Source organism: Streptomyces aquilus (assembly GCF_003955715.1).
Taxonomy (GTDB): Bacteria; Actinomycetota; Actinomycetes; order Streptomycetales; family Streptomycetaceae; genus Streptomyces; species Streptomyces aquilus.
This window is the reverse complement of sequence record NZ_CP034463.1, coordinates 6,969,577-6,987,104: the sequence shown is the minus strand read 5'-3', so window position 1 is coordinate 6,987,104 and position 17,528 is coordinate 6,969,577. Positions and strand designations below refer to the sequence as shown.

The window sequence follows — 17,528 nt, the reverse complement described above, 5'->3', positions numbered from 1 at the left end:
TAAGGACTACAAGTGGAACTGGCCTATTACTCGGATTACGCCGTGCGCCTCGTCAACAGCGAGGACCCGGCCCGGGGCAAGGACTCGCTGACCTCGGTCGAGGCCGTCCGCGAGCTGTTCGGCGCCAGCCAGGAGGCGGCCCGGCGGGCCACCGAGTCCGACGTCACCCGCTTCCGCTCGGTCCGAGGCCGCCTGCGCGCGGTCTTCGAGGCCGCGGACGGCGGCGACGAGACCCTGGCGGTGAACCTGCTCAACGCGCTGCTGCTGGAGTTCCCGGTCAGCCCGCAGATCTCCGGGCACGACCACCGCGACGACGACGGCCGACCGCTGTGGCACATGCACCTGGCCGACCACCCGTCGAACGTGACGGCCGGCTACGCGGCGATCGCCGCGATGGGCCTCGCCTTCCATCTGACGGAGTACGGCGTCGATCGCCTCGGCCTGTGCGAGGCCGCGCCCTGCCGCAACGCCTATCTGGACACGTCCACGAACCGCTCCCGGCGCTACTGCTCCGACCGCTGCGCCACCCGCGCCAACGTGGCCGCCTACCGCGCCCGCAAGCGCCTGGAGGCCGACCGGTCCGGGAAGACGGGCCTGGCCGCCGACAGCGCCCAGCGGGCCAGCGCGAGCGGCGAGCGCTGACCGGCCTGCGGCGGGCGGAAGCGGAAGCGGACCTTGCCCAGGATCAGCTCGTCGGGCACGACGCCGAAGTCCTCGCTGTCGGTGGTGGAGCCCAGCGGGTTGTCGGCCAGCACCCACCAGCCGCCCGGCCGGCGCTCCGCCGCCCGCTTCACCACGAGCAGGTTCTGTTGCAGGGGATGACGCAGGACGACGATGTCGCCGGGCCGGACCCGGCCCGTGTAGCGGACGAGGAGCTGGTCCCCGTGGTAGAGCGTGGGCACCATCGACGGTCCGGTCACCTCGACCCACCCCAAGGGCGGGACCGCTGCTCCGTGTTCGGTCTCCTGCGACAGCTCCGGCATCCCCGGCACCTCCCCGGTACGTTCATCCACCAGTCCCAGTTTGACCCCGGACTTTTGTCCTAAGCCCATGGGGGCACTCGCGAAAACCCGTCTCGCAGGGAGTAATGTCCCACCTGAGAAGACGATCACGAGGAAGGAATGCTCCATGCTTTCCCGCCTGTTTGCCCCCAAGGTCAAGGTCAGCGCCCACTGCGACCTGCCCTGCGGCGTGTACGACCCGGCCCAGGCCCGCATCGAGGCGGAGTCGGTGAAGGCCGTCCAGGAAAAGATGGCCGGCAACGACGACCCGCACTTCCAGGCTCGCGCCACCGTCATCAAGGAGCAGCGCGCCGAGCTCGCGAAGCACCACGTGTCGGTGCTCTGGAGCGACTACTTCAAGCCCCCGCACTTCGAGAAGTACCCGGAGCTGCACCAGCTGGTCAACGACACCCTGAAGGCCCTCTCGGCCGCCAAGGCGTCCACCGACCCGGCGACGGGCCAGAAGGCGCTGGACTACATCGCCCAGATCGACAAGATCTTCTGGGAGACCAAGAAGGCCTGAGCTCGATCTCACGTCTCCCGAAGGGGCCCGGCCGACATCCTCGGCCGGGCCCCTTCGCGCTGCCGGTGGCACAGATCACCGCACCACCCCAGTGCACATAGGACACGTTTTTCCTAATTGACCGTCTTTCACCCTCCAGCCCTCCGCATACCTTTCACTGGGCATCACATCGGTGAGGCCCTTGGGGGCACTGTGGTGAAAGGTGTGCACGTCGAGATGAGACGTCGTTGGTGGGGGGCGGCCGCGCTGACGGCGGCCACGGTGGCCGGAACACTGGCCGTCCAGGGCATGACCGCAAGCCCCTCGGAGCGCGCCGCGGACGACGGGAAGCCACACCCCGTCAGGAGCACCACCCGCGCCGCCGAGCTGACCGTGGCCGCCGACGGCACGTCCGCCCGGCTCGGCAGGCGGGACACCGCGCACTTCAGTCTGCTCGGCCTCACCTGGTCCGACCCGTACGCGCGCGTGAGCGCGAAGATCGAGGCCCGCGCGCGGGACGCGAAGACGGGCACCTGGTCGAACTGGCTGACGCTGGACGCCACCAACGAACCGGGCGACCAGGGCGCCACCCGCGGCGGCACCGAGCCCACCTGGTTCGGCCCCTCGGACGGCGTCGAGGTCCGGGTGGACGGCAAGGCGTCCGCCAGGCTGCCCAAGGGCCTGCGCCTCGACATGGTCGACCCCGGCACGAGCAGCGTCTCCGCCGTGCGGCCGGCCGCCTTCGCGATGGACGCCACCGAGTCGCCCACCGCCATCCCGGCCGACAGCCCCACGCCGGTCACGGCCACGCCGTCCGCGAGCGCCGGCGGAACGCCCTCCCCCACGCCGAGCACGACCACCCCGACCCCGACCGCCGGCTCGGCCTCCGCGACGCCCACCGCGACGACGAGCGCCCCGGCGTCCGCCGTCCCGCGGCCCCCGATCACCTCGCGGGCCGGCTGGGGCGCCGACGAGTCGATCAGCCCCGAGGCGCCCGCCTATCTGCCGGGCGGGAAGGTCAAGGCGGTGACGGTGCACCACACCGTCAACTCCAACGACTACACCTGCGACGAGGCCCCGGCGCTCATCCGTGGCATCTACACGTACCACGTCAAGTCCCAGGGCTGGAAAGACATCGGCTACAACTTCCTCGTGGACAAGTGCGGCACCATCTACGAGGGCCGCAAGGGCGGCGTCGACCGGCCGGTGCTCGGCGCGCACACCTACGGCTTCAACAGCCAGACCGCCGGCGTCTCCGTCCTCGGCACCTACACCGACACCGCCCCCAGCACGGCCGCGATGACCTCGGTCGCCCGGCTCGCCGCCTGGAAGCTCGGCCAGTACGGGGTCGACCCGGACGGCACCACCACGCTGACGGCGGGCGCGGACGGCACCAACTACGCCGGCAAGTCATGGACGCTGGGGACGCAGTTGACGTACCCCACGATCATCGGCCACCGCGACGCCTACAACACCGAGTGCCCGGGCACCGCCTTCTACGCCGAGCTGCCGACGATCCGCTCCTGGGCGGCGGGCCCGGTCACCGGCCTCGCCCTGAAGTCGGTCACCGGCTCGGGCACGGTCGGCGCGACGGCGTACACCACGGCCTCGGTCACCCTGAACTGGTCGATCACCAGCCCGGCCGCCTTCGTCTCCACGTACGAGGTGCTGGTCGACGGCAAGGTGGCGGCGACCGCCGCGGGCACCGCCGGCTCCGCCAAGGTCAGCCTCGGCGCCGGCAGCCACCAGGTCGCCGTACGCGCCGTCCACCAGTCCGGGAGGACGACCACCAGCGCGACGGCCACGGTCGTCGCGGAGACCACCGCGCCCACCTTCTCCACCAAGCCGAACCTCGCCCTGCGCACCGGCACGGTGAGCACCACGGCGGTCCCGCTCACGCTGAAGTGGAAGGCCACCGACTCGTCCGCGCTGAGGGAGGTCAGGCTGACCGCGCCGGCCACCGCGACCTACGGTCCCACGACGACCAGCACCCTCCAGAGCGCCAAGCCCGGTACCGCCACTACCTGGTCGCTCAAGGCCTACGACCAGGCCGGCAACACCGCCACCGCCTCCGTCAGCGACACCCCGGTGATCCTCCAGGAGACCTCGGCCACCAGGTCGGGGACCTGGACGGCCAAGTCGTCGTACAGCTACCTGGGCGGCAAGTCGTACACCAGCAAGACCAAGAACGCCTCGCTCAGCTGGACGTTCACCGGTCGTTCGGCGGCCTGGGTGGTCTCGCGGGCCGCGACCTCCGGGCAGGCGTACGTCTACGTGGACGGCACGAAGGTCGCCACCGTCGACCTGAAGTCGACGACGACCATGTACCGGAACGCGATCTGGACGAAGACCTGGTCGAGCAGTGCCCGGCACACCGTCAAGATCGTCGTCGTCGCCACCAGCGGCCGCCCGACGGTGACGACGGACGGCCTGGTGTATCTGAAGTGAGCCGGCGTGCCCCGGTGAGTCAGTGGAACTGGGGCACGATCAGATAGATCCCGTACGCCACCACGCCCGCGCAGGCGAGGAAGCACACCCCCGCCTGCGCGAGGCCGACGGCGGACGTGGCGCCCTCCTGTGCGTGGGCCCCCTCGTAGCGGGCCAGGCCCAGCACGCCGAGGGCGAAGACGACGACCACGGCGACGGTGACGCCGATGCTCACCGCGGCGACCTGGCCGAGTGCGGTCCAGTCGATGTTCATCCTGCGAACTCCCTTCAGGCGGCCGTGCCGACCGAGGTCGGCGCGGTGCTGCGGACGGTCACCTCATGGGCGTCGTTGACGTTGTGGGCGCTCACCGGGTTGCGGCGCGAGACGAGCACGATGCCCGCGGCGACGGCGGCGCCGACCAGGGCGACGACGACCGTGCCGAAGTCGCCGCCGTGCTTGACCGCGCTCGCGGAGACGCCACCGACCAGCGCGGCGGCCGGCAGGGTGATCAGCCAGGCGACGACCATCCGGCCCGCGATGCCCCAGCGCACCTCCGCGAGGCGCCGGCCCAGGCCCGCGCCGAGGATGGAGCCCGAGGCGACCTGGGTGGTGGACAGGGCGAAGCCGAGGTGGGCGGAGGTGAGGATGACGGTCGTGGAGGCCGTCTCCGCGGCGAAGCCCTGCGGGGACTGGATCTCGGTCAGGCCCTTGCCCATGGTGCGGATGATCCGCCAGCCGCCCAGGTAGGTGCCGAGGCCGATGGCGAGCCCGGCCGACGCGATCACCCACACCGGCGGACCGGCGTCATGGCCGAGCGCGCCCGCCGAGATCAGGGTGAGGGTGATGACGCCCATGGTCTTCTGCGCGTCGTTGGTGCCGTGCGCGAGGGACACCAGGGAGGCGGAGGCGATCTGCCCGAGCCGGAAGCCCTTGGTGACCGACTCCTTGCGGGCGCGGGCGGTGAGCCGGTAGGCGAAGTAGGTCGCGATCAGGGCGGCGACCCCGGCCACCAGGGGTGAGGCGACCGCCGGGATCAGCACCTTCTCGACCACCTTGTCGAAGTGCACACCGGACGAGCCCGCCCCGACCCACACGGCCCCGATCAGCCCGCCGAACAGGGCATGCGAGGAACTCGACGGCAGCCCCACCAGCCACGTGAGCAAATTCCAGAGGATCGCCCCGACCAGCCCCGCGAAGATCATCCCGGGTGTCACCAGGGTGTCGTCCACGATCCCGCCCGAGATGGTCTTGGCGACCTCGGTGGACAGGAAGGCGCCGACGACGTTCAGAACTCCACTGATCAATACGGCAGTTCGTGGTTTCAGAGCCCCCGTCGCGATGGACGTGGCCATCGCGTTGGCCGTGTCGTGGAATCCGTTCGTGAAGTCGAACGCGAGAGCCGTGACGATGACGACCGCCACGAGGAACGTGATGTGGTCCATTCTTGGATGCAAACAAGCCGAGGCCAATGCGGGGCGAACTGAAAGCAAAGGACTCGCCAGGAATGCGGACTTCCGTGCGATGCTGACGAGGTGAACCGTGAGGATCTGGTGCGGCTGCGCAAGGCCCGTGACCGTATGGACCGCGAGTACACCGAGCCGCTCGACATGGCGGCCCTCGCGGGCACCGCCCTGATGTCCCCGGGCCATTTCCAGCGCAGCTTCAAGGAGGCGTACGGGGAGACGCCGTACGGCTATCTCATGACCCGCCGCGTGGAGCGCGCGAAGATGCTGCTGCGCCGCGGCGACCTGTCCGTCACCGAGGTCTGCATGGCGGTCGGCTGTACGTCGCTGGGCTCCTTCAGCGCCCGTTTCACCCAGCTGGTGGGCGAGTCCCCGAGCTCGTACCGGGCGCGTTCGCACGAGGAGAGCGCGGAGATCCCGCCGTGCGTGGTGCGGGCGTACACGCGGCCGAGGCGGGCGTGAGGCCGGTATCGACCGTAGGTTGACCCCATGGACCTGAAACTCCACACCTGCTTCATCGCCGTCGACGACCACGACAAGGCGATCGCCTTCTACTGCGACGTCCTGGGCCTGGAGGTCCGCAACGACGTCAAGTACGAGGGGATGCGCTGGACGACCGTCGGCTCGCCGTCGCAGCCGGACGTGTCGATCGTCCTGGAGCCGCCCGCCGCCAACCCCGACCTCTCCCCCGCCGACCGGGAGGCGATGGAGCAGCTGCTGGCCAAGGGCGTGCTGCGCGGGGTCAACTTCAGCACCACCGACTGCGACGCCCTCTTCGCCCGCGTCCAGGCGTCCGGCGCCGAGGTGCTCCAGGAGCCGACGGACATGCCGTACGGGGTGCGCGACTGCGCGTTCCGGGACCCCGCCGGAAATATGCTGCGGTTCATGCAGGCCCCCTGACCTACGATCGCCCGCATGAGCATCCGCTGGACGTACGCCTTCGTCGACCGCCCCGCCGAACTGGCGGACCGTGCCCACGAGTTCTGGACGGCGGTCACGGACACGCGGCTGTCCGCGCCCCGCGGCGAGTTCGTGACCCTGGTGCCGTCCGGCGCCGACGCGTGCGTCAAGGTCCAGGGCGTCGACTCGGGCGCCGGGGGCGCGCATCTCGACTTCTCGGTGGACGACGTACCGGAGTTCGTGAAGTCGGCGCTGCGGCTGGGCGCGGCGATCGCCGCCGAGCACGCGGGCTGGGCCGTACTCCGGTCCCCCGCCGGGCAGTTGTTCTGCGCGGTGCCCTGGCAGGGCGAGTCGGTCCGCCCGCCCGTCGTCCACGGCAGCCGCCTCGACCAGGTCTGCCTGGACCTCGCGCCTTCGGCCTACGACGCCGAAGTCACGTTCTGGACGGCCCTGTTGGCGGACTGGGAGTCCCGGCCCGGCTCCCTCCCCGAGTTCCATGTGCTCGTGCCGCCGCCCGGTCTCCCGGTCCGCGTCCTGCTCCAGCGGCTCGGTGAGGAGCGGGTCACCTCCGCCCATCTGGACCTGGCGTGCGCCGACATCGAGGCGACCCGCGTGCGGCACGAGGGGCTGGGCGCCGAGACGGTCGCCCACGGCACGCACTGGACGGTCATGCGCGACCCCGCGGGCGGCACGTACTGCCTGACGGGCCGGGACCCGGAGACCGGCGGGCTGCCTAGCGCGGGGTGACCTCCCACTCCTCCACCTCCACCACGGCGTCCACGGCGAGCGGCCCGTAGAGGTGCGGGAACTCCTCGGCGCCGGGTGCAGGGGCCTCCCACTTCAGGGGGACGTCCAGGCGGTCGGGGTCGATGACGAGGACCACCAGATCGTCGAGATCCGCGAAGAAGCGCGCCGCCGTGCCCGGCAGCTGGGCGCGGGTCGAGCAGTGGATGAAGCCCTCCTCCTGGAGGGTCCTGCCGCGGGTCGAGATCTCGTACGTCCCCCGGGCGCGGGCTTCCTCCCAGAGGGATCGTTCGGTGAGGTGCACGATGTGGTCGGTCATACGGGCCACGCTACGGCCTCAGCCGCGCCGCCCGCCTCCGCAGATACCGCTGCTCGGGCAGGCTGAGGGTCTGCGCGGCCGCCGCTTCGTAGGCGGCGCGGGCCTCGTCGCGGGACCCCGCCCGCTCCAGGAGATGTCCCCGCACCGCGTCCCGGCGGTGGCCCAGGTCCCCCTCCAGGGCGTCCAGTTCGGAGAGGCCCGCCGCCGGGCCGTGGACCATGGCGACGGCGACCGCGCGGTTGAGGCGTTCGACGGGGCCGGGGACGAGGCGGACCAGGACGTCGTAGAGGCCGAGGATCTCCCGCCAGTCGGTGACCTGCGCGGACGGTGCCTCGTCGTGGACGGCGGCGATGGCCGCGCGCAGCTGGTAGGGGCCGGCGGGGCCGTGGGCGAGGGCCGCGGTGATCAGGGCGACGCCCTCCTCGATCGCGGCCTTGTCCCAGCGCTCGCGGTCCTGCTCGTCGAGGGGCACGAGGTCGCCGTCCGGACCGGTACGGGCCTCGCGGCGGGCGTCGGTGAGCAGCATCAGGGCGAGCAGGCCGGTCACCTCGCCGGTGCCGGGGAGGAGACGGTGGACCGCGCGGGTCAGGCGGACGGCCTCACCGGCGAGGTCACGGCGTTGGAGGACGGGTCCCGAGGTCGCGGTATAACCCTCGTTGAAGATCAGGTAGAGGGTGTGCAGGACGGCCGGGAGCCGCGCCTCCCAGTTGTCGGGCCTCCCGAAGGACACCCCTCGCACTTTCTGTTTGGCGCGGCTGATCCGCTGCGCCATGGTCGCCTCGGGCACGAGGTACGCGCGGGCGATCTCGGCCGTGGTCAGGCCGCCGACCGCGCGCAGGGTGAGGGCGATCTGTGCGGGCTGGGGCAGGTCGGGGTGGCAGCAGAGGAAGAGCAGGGCGAGGGTGTCGTCCTCGCGGGGCGCCCGGTCCGGCCCGGAGGCGAGGCGTTCACCGAGCGCCGCCGCCTTCTCCTCCCGCGCCCGCCGGGCGTCGTCCGCCCGCAGCGCGTCCACGAGCCGCCGCGACGCCACCCGGATCAGCCAGCCGCGCGGATTGTCCGGGACCCCGGCCGTGGGCCACTGCCCGGCCGCGGCCAGAAGTGCTTCCTGTACGGCGTCCTCGGCGGCGTCGAAATGGCCGTACCGCCTGACCAGCGCGCCGAGGACCTGCGGCGCGTGCAGGCGCAGCAGGTCCTCGGTCGTGGACGTCGTCCAGGTCGTGCGGCTCATGCTCAGATGTCGCCGGCGCCGTCCAGGATGGGACGGATCACCACCGCGTAGACGGGGGCGCCCGCGGGCTGCGGGCAGCGGGTGACGCGGTCGGCGAGCTCGGTGACCCGCTCCAGGCTCGGGCAGTCCAGCACCCAGTAGCCGGCCATGAGCTCCTTGGTCTCGCTGTACGGCCCGTCGGTGATCACGGCCTTGCCGTCCGCGCCCAGGGTGACGTGGCGGGCCTTCGCGGGCTCGGCGAGACCCTGCGCGTCGATGAGCTCGCCGGTCTCGGCGAGGTCGTCGTTGATCGCGCTCATGTGCGCGTACATCGCCTGGATGTCCTCCTCGCTCCAGGCCGGGGAGTTCCCGGTGGCCTTGCCGCGCATGGCCTCGTAGTCCTGCTGCGTGCCCTGCACCATCATCAGGTACTTCATCGGTCCGCTCCTTCGGCTCCGGCCGCCTCTGCCGGGCGGCTCTCACAGGGGACGTCGGAGCCGGGCCGGGGTTCTCGACACACGTTCAGGACTGTTTCCCGGCGGTTTTCCCGGGCGGGCCCTTCTCGCGCTCGGTGCCCGGCTCGACGTGCGCCGCGCACTCCGGGTTGTGACAGGGGCCGGCCACCCAGACCGGGACCCATGCGCCGAGTGTCTTGTGGCGCTTGACGACCGTTTCGACGGGCTGTCCGCAGACGGGACAGGCGTGTCCTTCGCTGTCCATGCCTTCAGCCTAGGGCCGCCGGAGCGTCAGCGCTTCCTGCTGTACGTGCGCACGAGGACGCCGTTCTTGAAGAGGCGGACCTCGTCGAGGGCGAACTCGGCGACCGAGAAGCCGGCGGCGAACATCGGCATGCCGGTGCCGAGGGCGACCGGGTAGGTCTTGATGACGAGTTCGTCGATCTCGTCGCGCAGTTGACCGGCGAGCTGTGCGCCGCCGCACAGGTAGATCCCCAACTCGCCGTCCTCGGCCTTGAGTTCGCGGACCTTTCCGAGCAGGTCGTCGGCGACGATCTCGACCTGCGGGTCGGGGGACTCGGTGAGGGTGCGGGAGGCGACGTACTGGCGCAGATGGTCGTACGGGCTGGTGAAGCCCTCCTTGAGGCCGACGTCGTAGCTGCCGCGACCCTGGACGACGGTGTCGAACCGCCGGGGCGGGAGGTCGTGGACGCCGAGGGCCCTGCGGGCGTGGGACGCCATGGTCTCCGGGTACTCGGCGGTGAGGAACCCGATGAACTCCTCGTCCACGAACGGGTACATGAACGACGCGTCGCCGCTCTCGTCCCCGATGAAGCCGTCGATCGAGCAGGCGACGAAGTACGTGAGCTTTCGCAAGCGGGTCTCTTTTCGTAGGCTGCGTTCTGCTTTCCGAACCACGTCAGTTGTAGTACTTCACTTGTAGTGGTTGCAAGGGATTTCCGGGAGCCGCCGGAAGTAGGAGAAGGGATTCCGCATGGCCGTCAATCCGCAGCGGCGGGCGGCGCTGGTCGACGCCGGGGTCGAGGTGCTGGCGCGGGAGGGGGCGCGCGGGCTGACGTTCCGCGCGGTGGACGCCGAGGCCGGGGTTCCGGTGGGCACCGCCTCCAACTACTTCACCGGACGCGACGACCTGCTGCGGCAGATCGACGCCCGGCTGCATGTGCGGCTGGCGCCCGACCCCGAGGTGCTCGCCGGGCTGCTGGCGAGACCGAAGGACCGGGCGCTGGTGACGGCCTTCATGCACGACCTGATCGCCCGCGCGACCGCCGACCGCACCGGCTATCTGGCCCTGCTGGAGATGCGCCTGGAGGCCACCCGCCGGCCCGAGCTCCGGGAGTCGTACACCAAGTCGGTGCGCGGCGACCTGGAGCAGGGCATGGCGTTCCACCGGGACGCCGGGCTGCCCGGCGGTGACGAGACGGTCGTCGTGCTGTATCTCGCGATGCTCGGGCTGATCCTGGAGCACCTGACGCTGCCGGGGGTGCTGGACGGGGTGCTGACGGGGGTGGGGGTGCCGGAGGGGCTGGTGGAGCGGGTCGTGGCGAGGGTGGTGCCGCAGTCGTAGATCAGCTGCGCGGCTCGCGCCACATCGGCCACATCTGCGGGCCGTCGGGGAGGACGAGCGGGCGGTCCGGGAGAGCGAAGCCGAGGCGTTCGTAGAGCGCGCGGCTGCGGGCGTTGCTGGCCTCCAGATAGGCGGGCAGCCCCTCGCGGTCGCAGCGGTCGAGGACCGCGCCGATGAGGGCGGTGCCGAGGCCCTCGCCCTGGCGGTCGGGGCTGACCCCGATCATCCAGAGGTACTCGTGGGCGCGGCCGGCGGGGTGGACCTCCTGGGTGAGCCGGGCGACCAGCTCGATCCGCTCGTTGGCAGGGTCGATGCTCGCGCGCAGCTGCGCAGGCCCGTCCTCCTCGCCCTCGCCCTCGCCCTCGCCCTCGCCCTCGGCATGTTCCTCGGCCGGCACTGACAGCCACAGCGCGCAGGCCGTGCCGTCCTCGGTGAGGTCGATGCGGCCGTCGGCCAGCACGATGTCGGTGAAGGCGGCCATGAGCTGGTGGTGGGTGGCGCGGCGGTACTCGTCACCCGGGAAGACCCAGCGGCTGACGGGATCGTCCTGGAAGGCGACGTCCAACAGCCGTACGACCAGATCGCGGTCGCTCGCGCCCGCCGCCCGTATCGCCACACCCATGGTCCGCCCCTTGTCGTCAACTAGCCGTGATCGTCCGGCTGTTGACTCTATAGGGGTCGGCGCGGCGGGTGCGTCGAAGGGGCGGGGCCCGCACGCCGTGGGGATGTGCGGGACCCGCCCGACCGGAGCTCCCCGGGGCCGCGCGGGGTCAGGAGCCGCGCGGTCCCGGGGGTCCGGGGTCCGGGGTCTGAGGTCGGGGCCGACCGGGCCCGTGGCGCCGGAGCCGTACGGCCCTCTGTTGTCCCAGCGCTCAACTGCTGCGCCGTGTCACGTACTCCGCGAGGGCCAGCAGGCCTCCCGCCGCCTCCGGCTCGGGCACCGCACGGGCCAGGTGCCCCAGCGCGCGGGCCATCCGGTCGGCCGCCTGGACCTGCGCCCAGTCGCGTCCGCCGGCCTGTTCGACGGCGAGGGCCGTGCGGTCGAGGTCCTCCTGCGTGCGGGGAGCCGCGTAGAGGTCGGCCAGCCGGGCGGCCGCCGGCGTGCCGGAGGCCAGGGCGGCGACGACCGGCAGGGACTTCTTGCGGGCGGCGAGGTCCGCCCCGGCCGGCTTGCCGGTACGGGCGGGGTCGCCCCATATCCCGATGACGTCGTCGATGAGCTGGAAGGCGAGCCCGGCCTCGCGGCCGAACGCGTCCAGCGCCTCGACGTCGCCCTCCGGCGCGCCCGCGTACAGCGCGCCGAGCGCGCAGGCGCACCCGAGCAGGGCGCCCGTCTTGGCCTCGGCCATGCCGAGCACCTCGTCGAGGGTGACCTCGCCGGGGCTCTGCCCCTCCAGGGCCACGTCGGTGTGCTGACCGGCGCAGAGTTCGACGACGCAGCCCGCGAGCCGGGCGGCGGCGGTCCCGGACGCCGGGTGCGGGTCCTCGGCGAGGGTCCGCAGGGCCAGCGCCTGGAGGGCGTCCCCGGCGAGGATCGCGTCGGCGTCGCCGAACACCGTCCAGGCCGTGGGCCGGTGGCGCCGGGTGGTGTCCCGGTCCATCACGTCGTCGTGCAGCAGGCTGAAGTTGTGGACCAGCTCCACCGCGGCGGCCGCCCGCACCGCGGCCGTACGGGCCTCGGGTCCGCCGAGCGCGGTGGCCGCGGCGAGCACGAGCGCGGGCCGTATCGCCTTGCCGGCGTGGCCGGCCGCCGGGGTGCCGTCGGCGTGCTCCCAGCCGAAGTGGTAGAGCGCGATCCGGCGCATGGACCCCGGCAGCGACTCGATCGCCGCACGCAGCACGGGATCGACGAGTTCCCGGGCACGCTCCAGGATGACCGAGGCCTCGTGGCCGTCGATCGGGGCGGACGGGTCGCCGATGGGCCGCCGCCTTTCGGGCGCCTCGGAGGGGTGGTGCCGTGCGGCCGTCATGAACTCACCCATGGGTCACCTCGGAGACTCCGCGGACGGTGGCGCATCCGCTGCCGCCGGGCGCGCCCCACCAGGGTGCTCCCGCCCTCGCGGGCGGGGGCACGGCGCATCGGGGGCGCGAAGGGTCACCGCCAGCGGCCGATCTCGACGTTCTCCAGGACGCCGAGCGCGTCCGGTACGAGGACCGCCGCGGAGTAGTAGGCGGTCACGAGGTACTTGATGATCGCCTGTTCGTTGATGCCCATGAACCTGACGGACAGGCTCGGCTCGATCTCGTCCGGGATGCCGGTCTGCTGGAGCCCGATGACGCCCTGCTCGGCCTCACCGGTACGCATGGCGATGATCGAGGTCGTACGGGCCTCGGTGACCGGGATCTTGTTGCACGGGTAGATCGGCACCCCGCGCCAGGTCGGGATGCGGTTGCCGCCCACGTCGATGGTCTCGGGGACGAGCCCGCGCTTGTTGAGCTCGCGGCCGATGGCGGAGATCGCGCGCGGATGGGCGAGCAGCAGCTTGGTGCCGCGCCGGCGGCTGAGCAGTTCGTCCAGGTCGTCGGGGCTGGGCACACCGTCGTGCGGCTGGAGCCGCTGGTCGTACTCGCAGTTGTGGAGCAGTCCGAACTCACGGTTGTTGACCAGCTCGTGCTCCTGGCGCTCCTTCAACGCCTCGACGGTCAGCCGGAGCTGGTGCTCGGTCTGGTTCATCGGCTGGTTGTAGAGGTCGGCGACGCGGGAGTGGATGCGCAGGACGGTCTGGGCGACGCTCAGTTCGTACTCGCGCGGCCGGGCCTCGTAGTCCACGAAGGTGTGCGGGATGTCCGGCTCGCCGCTGTGGCCCGCCGCGAGAGCGATCTCCTTCTCGCCGTATTTGTTGGTGCTCTGCTCCGGGATCGAGCGCTGCGCCTGGAGGTGGTCGCGCAGGGTGTCGGTGCGCTCGGCCACCTGCTCGACGTCGTTGCGCGGCAGGACGAGGACCGTGCAGGCGGTGACCGCGCGGGCGGTGAACTCCCAGATGGCGTCGGGGTCGAGCAGCGCCTGGTCGCCGAAGTACGCGCCGTCGGCGAGGACTCCGAGCACGGCGTCGTCGCCGTACGGGCCCGTGCCGATCTTCTCCACCTTGCCGTGCGCCAGCAGATAGACCTCGTCGGCCTGGCTGCCGAAGGAGGTGATCACGTCACCGGGCGCGAACTCGCGCTGCTGGCAGCGGCGGGCCAGCTCGGTGAGCACCTCCTCGTCCTCGTAGGACCGAAGCGCCGGCAGTTCGCCCAGCTCCGCCGGGATGACCTCGACGCGGTCTCCCGTCTTGACGAAGGTGACCCGGCCGTCCCCCACGGCGTAGGTCAGTCGGCGGTTGACGCGGTACGTACCACCCTGGACGTTCACCCATGGCAGCGTGCGCAGCAGCCAGCGCGAGCTGATCTCCTGCATCTGGGGTGCGGACTTGGTCGTGGTGGCCAGGTTCCGCGCGGCTGCCGTGCCGAGACTCTGCTGCGGACGGCCCTGCTCCGAACGGACCTCTTCGCCTACCGACATATGTGAAACGCCCTCCCGAGACATGCCCCGGCGCCGGTCTGCACCGGGGCATCTGTACGCGCAAGCCTTTCTCACGGAACGTGCTCGTGCTATTACCCGAAAGAGCGGGAATGGATCTTTCGGTTGCTGGGCATGGATCGCGCTCTCGTACACGCGTGCCTCTCGGCCGACCGCCCGCACGTTGTCCGAAACGGCTCGCACGCCGTACGAACGAGTAGTCCGGGGGGTCGGCTTTCGGTACAAGCACGGTTACGAGTCGGCCGCGAGAGGCGGCCGTCGGCGCGTACACGAAGGAGGCGGCATGGCCCCACCCATGTCCGCGGCGGATTTCCTGGACGCCCTGAAGGACGAGGGCGTCACGGTCGTCGAGGTCGGCGACTGGAGACACCACAACCGCAACCACAAGGGCCCCTGGGGCCCGGTGCACGGCGTGATGATCCACCACACGGTCACCAAGGGCAGCGAGCGCACGGTCGAGCTCTGCCGGGACGGCTACGAGGACCTGCCGGGCCCGCTCTGCCACGGTGTCATCACCAAGGACGGCCGCGTCCACCTGGTCGGTTACGGCCGCGCCAACCACGCGGGCCTCGGCGACGACGACGTTCTGCGGGCGGTGATCGCCGAGAAGGCCCTCCCGCACGACAACGAGGCGAACACCGACGGCAACCGCCACTTCTACGGCTTCGAGTGCGAGAACCTCGGCGACGGCCACGATCCCTGGCCGGAGGCCCAGCTGGCGGCGATCGAACGCGTGGCCGCCGCGATCTGCCGCCGTCACGGCTGGACGGAACGGTCGGTGATCGGCCACCTGGAGTGGCAGCCGGGCAAGGTGGACCCGCGCGGCTTCACCATGGCGTCGATGCGGGAGCGCGTCCGGGACCGCCTCAAGTGACAATGGGGGCGTGACCGGCCTCGACCCCGCCTCCCTGCGTCCCCGACTCCCGTCGCCGTTGCAGGAGGTCGAGGACGAGCGCTGGGCCCGCCGGGGCATCCGGCTGTTCCTCAAGCGCGACGACCTGATCCACCCCGACCTGGTCGGCAACAAGTGGCGCAAACTGGCCCCCAACCTCGCCGCGGCGGCCGGCCGCCCGATCCTCACCTTCGGCGGCGCCTACTCCAACCACCTCCGCGCCACGGCCGCCGCCGGGCGCCTGCTGGGGCTCCCGACGGTGGGGGTGGTGCGCGGCGAGGAACTCGCGGACCGACCCCTGAACCCGTCCCTCGCCCGCTGCGTGGCCGACGGCATGCGCCTGCACTTCGTCGACAGACCGACGTACCGCCGCAAGGCCGAGCCGCCGGTGCTCGGCACGATCCTGCGGGCGGCCGGGGCGGAGGACGCGTACGTCGTACCCGAGGGCGGCAGCAACGCCCTCGCGGTACGCGGCTGCCGGGCGCTCGGCGAGGAGCTGCGGGGCCGGGCGGACGTGGTCGCGACGGCGTGCGGCACCGGCGGCACCTTCGCCGGGCTGGCGGCGGGACTCGGCGCGGGGCAGCGGGCGTTGGGGATACCGGTGCTCAAGGGAGGTTTCCTGACCGCCGAGATACAGGCCCTCCAGAAGGCGGCCTTCGGCGCTCGGCAGGGCGACTGGACGCTCGACGACCGCTTCCATTTCGGCGGTTACGCCCGTACGGCACCCGAACTCGACACCTTCGCCGAGGACTTCGAGAAGCGGCACGGGCTGGCCGTGGAACGTCTCTATGTCGCCAAGTTGCTGTACGGACTTGTCACCCTGGTCGAGGAAGGGACCTTCCCGGCCGGCACCAGGGTGGCCGCGGTGGTCACCGGGGCCCCGTTCACGGGCTGACCGCGGAAGTCCTCACTCCGCCTCCCGGTAAGCCGCCGCCTCCTCCAGGTCCAGCCGTCGCAGCAGCGTCCGCAGCATCTCGTCGTCGATGTAGCGGCCGTCCCTGAGCTTGACGAAGACATTGCGTTCGGCGCTGATCATCTCCCGGGACAGCCGGCGGTAGGTGTCGTCGACGGTTTCACCGGTCACCGGATTGACCGCGCCGAGGCGTTCCCAGACGGCGTTGCGGCGGCGTTCCAGGACGGTGCGGAGGCGGTCGGCGAGCGGGGGCGGGAGGGTGTTGCGTTCGTCGGACAGGAGCTCGTCCAGGCGGCGTTCCGCGGCCCGGGACGCCTGCGCCTGGGCGTTGGCCTCGGCAAGGGTCTCGGCCTGGGCGTCCCGGCCGGGGAGCTTGAGGAGGCGGATGAGCGGGGGCAGGGTGACGCCCTGGACGACGAGTGTGCCGATGACGGTCGTGAACGTGAGGAACAGGATCAGGTTGCGGCCGGGGAAGAGCTCGCCGCCGTCCAGGTGCTCGGGGATGGAGAAGGCGATGGCCAGCGAGACCACCCCGCGCATGCCGGCCCAGGCGATCACGAACGGGCCCTTCCAGGTCGGGTTCTCCTCGCGTTCCCTGATCCGCGCGGACAGCACGCGCGGGAGGAACGTCGCCGGATACACCCAGATGAACCGGGAGGCGACGACCACGAGGAAGACGGCGAGCGCGTACCAGGCGGCGTCGACCCCCTCGTACTCCCCAAGGCCCTTGAGGACGACCGGCAACTGGAGTCCGATCAGCGCGAACACCGACGATTCGAGGACGAAGGCGACCATTTTCCACACGGCGTCCTCCTGGAGGCGCGTCGCGAAGTCGACCTCCCACGCGCGGTGTCCGAGGAAGAGCGCCACCACGACGACCGCGAGCACACCGGAGGCGTGGAACTGCTCGGCGGCCGCGTACGCGACGAAGGGGATCAGGAGGGAGAGGGTGTTCTGGAGCAGCGGCTCCTTGAGGTGGGTGCGCAGCCAGTGGATCGGCACCATCAGGACCAGGCCGACCGCCACACCGCCGATCGCCGCGAGCAGGAACTCGCCGATACCGCCCGCCCAGGACGCGCCCTCGCCCACCGCCGCCGCGAGGGCGACCCGGTAGGCGGTGATCGCGGTCGCGTCGTTCACCAGGGACTCGCCCTGGAGGATCGTCGTGGTCCGGGAGGGCAGACCGACCCGGCGGGCCACCGCCGTCGCCGCGACCGCGTCCGGCGGCGCCACCACCGCGCCCAGCACGAGCGCCCCGGTCAGCGACAGGCCCGGCACGATCCGGTAGGCGGCCCAGCCGACCACGAGGGTCGCGAAGAGCACGTACCCGACGGACAGCAACGCCACCGGCCGCAGCTGAGCCCGCAGGTCGAGGTACGAGCTGTCGGTGGCCGCCGAGTGCAGCAGCGGCGGCAGGACCAGGGGCAGCACGACGTCCGGGTCGAGCGTGTACTCGGGGACCCCCGGGACGTATGAGAACACCAGCCCGGCGGCGACCAGCAGCAGCGGCGCCGGCACCGGGGTGCGCCGGGCCGCCGCGGCGATCGCCGCACTGCCCGCCACCAGCAACAGCAGTGGCATCACGTCCATGGCCCTCGC

21 protein-coding genes are annotated in these 17,528 nt (G+C 71.7%); 9 read left to right on the top strand and 12 right to left on the bottom strand.

Annotation, left to right across the window (positions count from 1 at the left end):
- Positions 1–12: 12 nt before the first annotated feature.
- Positions 13–642, top strand: a complete 630-nt coding sequence (locus EJC51_RS32375; RefSeq protein WP_126274306.1) for a CGNR zinc finger domain-containing protein — start codon at positions 13–15, stop codon at positions 640–642.
- Here EJC51_RS32375 and sodX read toward each other — a convergent pair.
- A complete protein-coding gene (sodX, locus tag EJC51_RS32370) occupies positions 546–983 on the bottom strand; it encodes a nickel-type superoxide dismutase maturation protease (RefSeq protein WP_126277212.1) in 438 nt (145 codons plus the stop codon). The genes EJC51_RS32375 and sodX overlap by 97 nt on opposite strands.
- Before the next feature lie 145 nt (positions 984–1,128).
- Between sodX and sodN the strand changes: the two genes are divergently transcribed.
- A complete protein-coding gene (sodN, locus tag EJC51_RS32365; protein WP_004983535.1) occupies positions 1,129–1,524 on the top strand; it encodes a superoxide dismutase, Ni in 396 nt (131 codons plus the stop codon).
- A gap of 216 nt (positions 1,525–1,740) precedes the next feature.
- Positions 1,741–3,951 (top strand): peptidoglycan recognition protein family protein, encoded by a 2,211-nt coding sequence (locus EJC51_RS32360; protein WP_126274305.1) that lies wholly within the window; start codon positions 1,741–1,743, stop codon positions 3,949–3,951.
- 19 nt (positions 3,952–3,970) lie between these two features.
- Here the strand turns inward: EJC51_RS32360 and EJC51_RS32355 are convergent, their stop codons facing one another.
- Both EJC51_RS32355 and EJC51_RS32350 read right to left on the bottom strand, forming a co-directional pair.
- Positions 3,971–4,204 carry a hypothetical protein gene (locus EJC51_RS32355; RefSeq protein WP_126274304.1) on the bottom strand — a complete coding sequence of 78 codons (234 nt, stop codon included), beginning with the start codon at positions 4,202–4,204 and terminating at the stop codon, positions 3,971–3,973.
- A gap of 14 nt (positions 4,205–4,218) precedes the next feature.
- Positions 4,219–5,373 carry an inorganic phosphate transporter gene (locus EJC51_RS32350; RefSeq protein ID WP_126274303.1) on the bottom strand — a complete coding sequence of 385 codons (1,155 nt, stop codon included), beginning with the start codon at positions 5,371–5,373 and terminating at the stop codon, positions 4,219–4,221.
- Positions 5,374–5,463: 90 nt separating this feature from the next.
- On the opposite strand from EJC51_RS32350, the gene EJC51_RS32345 reads away from it, so the two are divergent.
- Genes EJC51_RS32345 through EJC51_RS32335 form a run of 3 tightly spaced genes read left to right on the top strand, consistent with a single transcriptional unit; the run spans position 5,464 to position 7,041 of the window.
- A complete protein-coding gene (locus EJC51_RS32345) occupies positions 5,464–5,856 on the top strand; it encodes a helix-turn-helix transcriptional regulator (protein ID WP_059192390.1) in 393 nt (130 codons plus the stop codon).
- Positions 5,857–5,883: 27 nt separating this feature from the next.
- Positions 5,884–6,294: a VOC family protein gene (locus EJC51_RS32340; RefSeq protein ID WP_126274302.1), complete on the top strand. Its 411-nt coding sequence runs from the start codon at positions 5,884–5,886 to the stop codon at positions 6,292–6,294.
- 15 nt (positions 6,295–6,309) lie between these two features.
- Positions 6,310–7,041 carry a VOC family protein gene (locus tag EJC51_RS32335; protein WP_126274301.1) on the top strand — a complete coding sequence of 244 codons (732 nt, stop codon included), beginning with the start codon at positions 6,310–6,312 and terminating at the stop codon, positions 7,039–7,041.
- On the opposite strand, the gene EJC51_RS32330 is transcribed toward EJC51_RS32335, so the two are convergent.
- The 5 genes from EJC51_RS32330 to EJC51_RS32310 all read right to left on the bottom strand — a co-directional run bounded on the left by EJC51_RS32330 (position 7,028) and on the right by EJC51_RS32310 (position 9,895).
- Entirely contained in the window at positions 7,028–7,357 is a 330-nt protein-coding gene (locus EJC51_RS32330) for a DUF952 domain-containing protein (RefSeq protein ID WP_126274300.1), read from the bottom strand. The two genes, EJC51_RS32335 and EJC51_RS32330, sit on opposite strands and share 14 nt — an antisense overlap.
- A 10-nt stretch (positions 7,358–7,367) precedes the next feature.
- A complete protein-coding gene (locus tag EJC51_RS32325) occupies positions 7,368–8,585 on the bottom strand; it encodes an RNA polymerase sigma factor (RefSeq protein WP_126274299.1) in 1,218 nt (405 codons plus the stop codon).
- Positions 8,586–8,587: 2 nt separating this feature from the next.
- A complete protein-coding gene (locus EJC51_RS32320; RefSeq protein ID WP_126274298.1) occupies positions 8,588–9,001 on the bottom strand; it encodes a YciI family protein in 414 nt (137 codons plus the stop codon).
- Positions 9,002–9,086: 85 nt separating this feature from the next.
- Positions 9,087–9,284, bottom strand: coding sequence for a hypothetical protein (locus EJC51_RS32315; protein ID WP_126274297.1), 198 nt, complete (start codon positions 9,282–9,284; stop codon positions 9,087–9,089).
- A gap of 26 nt (positions 9,285–9,310) precedes the next feature.
- Positions 9,311–9,895 carry a dihydrofolate reductase family protein gene (locus tag EJC51_RS32310; RefSeq protein WP_126274296.1) on the bottom strand — a complete coding sequence of 195 codons (585 nt, stop codon included), beginning with the start codon at positions 9,893–9,895 and terminating at the stop codon, positions 9,311–9,313.
- 118 nt (positions 9,896–10,013) lie between these two features.
- On the opposite strand from EJC51_RS32310, the gene EJC51_RS32305 reads away from it, so the two are divergent.
- Complete coding sequence (locus EJC51_RS32305; protein ID WP_126274295.1) at positions 10,014–10,604, top strand: TetR/AcrR family transcriptional regulator; 591 nt, start codon at positions 10,014–10,016, stop codon at positions 10,602–10,604.
- Between the two features lies 1 nt (position 10,605).
- Here EJC51_RS32305 and EJC51_RS32300 read toward each other — a convergent pair whose 3' ends face one another.
- From EJC51_RS32300 to EJC51_RS32290, 3 genes are all read right to left on the bottom strand, one after another.
- Complete coding sequence (locus tag EJC51_RS32300; RefSeq protein ID WP_126274294.1) at positions 10,606–11,226, bottom strand: GNAT family N-acetyltransferase; 621 nt, start codon at positions 11,224–11,226, stop codon at positions 10,606–10,608.
- A 250-nt stretch (positions 11,227–11,476) separates the two neighbouring features.
- Complete coding sequence (locus tag EJC51_RS32295; protein ID WP_126274293.1) at positions 11,477–12,586, bottom strand: family 2 encapsulin nanocompartment cargo protein polyprenyl transferase; 1,110 nt, start codon at positions 12,584–12,586, stop codon at positions 11,477–11,479.
- Between the two features lie 113 nt (positions 12,587–12,699).
- On the bottom strand, positions 12,700–14,106 hold the full coding sequence (locus EJC51_RS32290; protein WP_126274292.1) for a family 2B encapsulin nanocompartment shell protein: 1,407 nt from the start codon (positions 14,104–14,106) through the stop codon (positions 12,700–12,702).
- A gap of 301 nt (positions 14,107–14,407) precedes the next feature.
- Here EJC51_RS32290 and EJC51_RS32285 point away from each other — a divergent pair, with 301 nt between their 5' ends.
- A complete protein-coding gene (locus tag EJC51_RS32285; RefSeq protein ID WP_165951177.1) occupies positions 14,408–14,998 on the top strand; it encodes an N-acetylmuramoyl-L-alanine amidase in 591 nt (196 codons plus the stop codon).
- Between the two features lie 10 nt (positions 14,999–15,008).
- A complete protein-coding gene (locus tag EJC51_RS32280; RefSeq protein WP_126274291.1) occupies positions 15,009–15,911 on the top strand; it encodes a 1-aminocyclopropane-1-carboxylate deaminase/D-cysteine desulfhydrase in 903 nt (300 codons plus the stop codon).
- Between the two features lie 12 nt (positions 15,912–15,923).
- Here the strand turns inward: EJC51_RS32280 and EJC51_RS32275 are convergent, their stop codons facing one another.
- Complete coding sequence (locus tag EJC51_RS32275; RefSeq protein ID WP_126274290.1) at positions 15,924–17,519, bottom strand: Na+/H+ antiporter; 1,596 nt, start codon at positions 17,517–17,519, stop codon at positions 15,924–15,926.
- Positions 17,520–17,528 lie beyond the last annotated feature (9 nt).

Coding starts and splice junctions, on each gene's coding strand:
- sodX (WP_126277212.1), bottom strand. CDS start 983: ATGCCGGAGCTGTCGCAGGAGACCGAACACGGAGCAGCGGTCCCGCCC.
- sodN (WP_004983535.1), top strand. CDS start 1,129: ATGCTTTCCCGCCTGTTTGCCCCCAAGGTCAAGGTCAGCGCCCACTGC.
- EJC51_RS32360 (WP_126274305.1), top strand. CDS start 1,741: ATGAGACGTCGTTGGTGGGGGGCGGCCGCGCTGACGGCGGCCACGGTG.
- EJC51_RS32355 (WP_126274304.1), bottom strand. CDS start 4,204: ATGAACATCGACTGGACCGCACTCGGCCAGGTCGCCGCGGTGAGCATC.
- EJC51_RS32350 (WP_126274303.1), bottom strand. CDS start 5,373: ATGGACCACATCACGTTCCTCGTGGCGGTCGTCATCGTCACGGCTCTC.
- EJC51_RS32340 (WP_126274302.1), top strand. CDS start 5,884: ATGGACCTGAAACTCCACACCTGCTTCATCGCCGTCGACGACCACGAC.
- EJC51_RS32335 (WP_126274301.1), top strand. CDS start 6,310: ATGAGCATCCGCTGGACGTACGCCTTCGTCGACCGCCCCGCCGAACTG.
- EJC51_RS32330 (WP_126274300.1), bottom strand. CDS start 7,357: ATGACCGACCACATCGTGCACCTCACCGAACGATCCCTCTGGGAGGAA.
- EJC51_RS32325 (WP_126274299.1), bottom strand. CDS start 8,585: ATGAGCCGCACGACCTGGACGACGTCCACGACCGAGGACCTGCTGCGC.
- EJC51_RS32320 (WP_126274298.1), bottom strand. CDS start 9,001: ATGAAGTACCTGATGATGGTGCAGGGCACGCAGCAGGACTACGAGGCC.
- EJC51_RS32315 (WP_126274297.1), bottom strand. CDS start 9,284: ATGGACAGCGAAGGACACGCCTGTCCCGTCTGCGGACAGCCCGTCGAA.
- EJC51_RS32305 (WP_126274295.1), top strand. CDS start 10,014: ATGGCCGTCAATCCGCAGCGGCGGGCGGCGCTGGTCGACGCCGGGGTC.
- EJC51_RS32300 (WP_126274294.1), bottom strand. CDS start 11,226: ATGGGTGTGGCGATACGGGCGGCGGGCGCGAGCGACCGCGATCTGGTC.
- EJC51_RS32295 (WP_126274293.1), bottom strand. CDS start 12,586: ATGGGTGAGTTCATGACGGCCGCACGGCACCACCCCTCCGAGGCGCCC.
- EJC51_RS32290 (WP_126274292.1), bottom strand. CDS start 14,106: ATGTCGGTAGGCGAAGAGGTCCGTTCGGAGCAGGGCCGTCCGCAGCAG.
- EJC51_RS32285 (WP_165951177.1), top strand. CDS start 14,408: ATGGCCCCACCCATGTCCGCGGCGGATTTCCTGGACGCCCTGAAGGAC.
- EJC51_RS32275 (WP_126274290.1), bottom strand. CDS start 17,519: ATGGACGTGATGCCACTGCTGTTGCTGGTGGCGGGCAGTGCGGCGATC.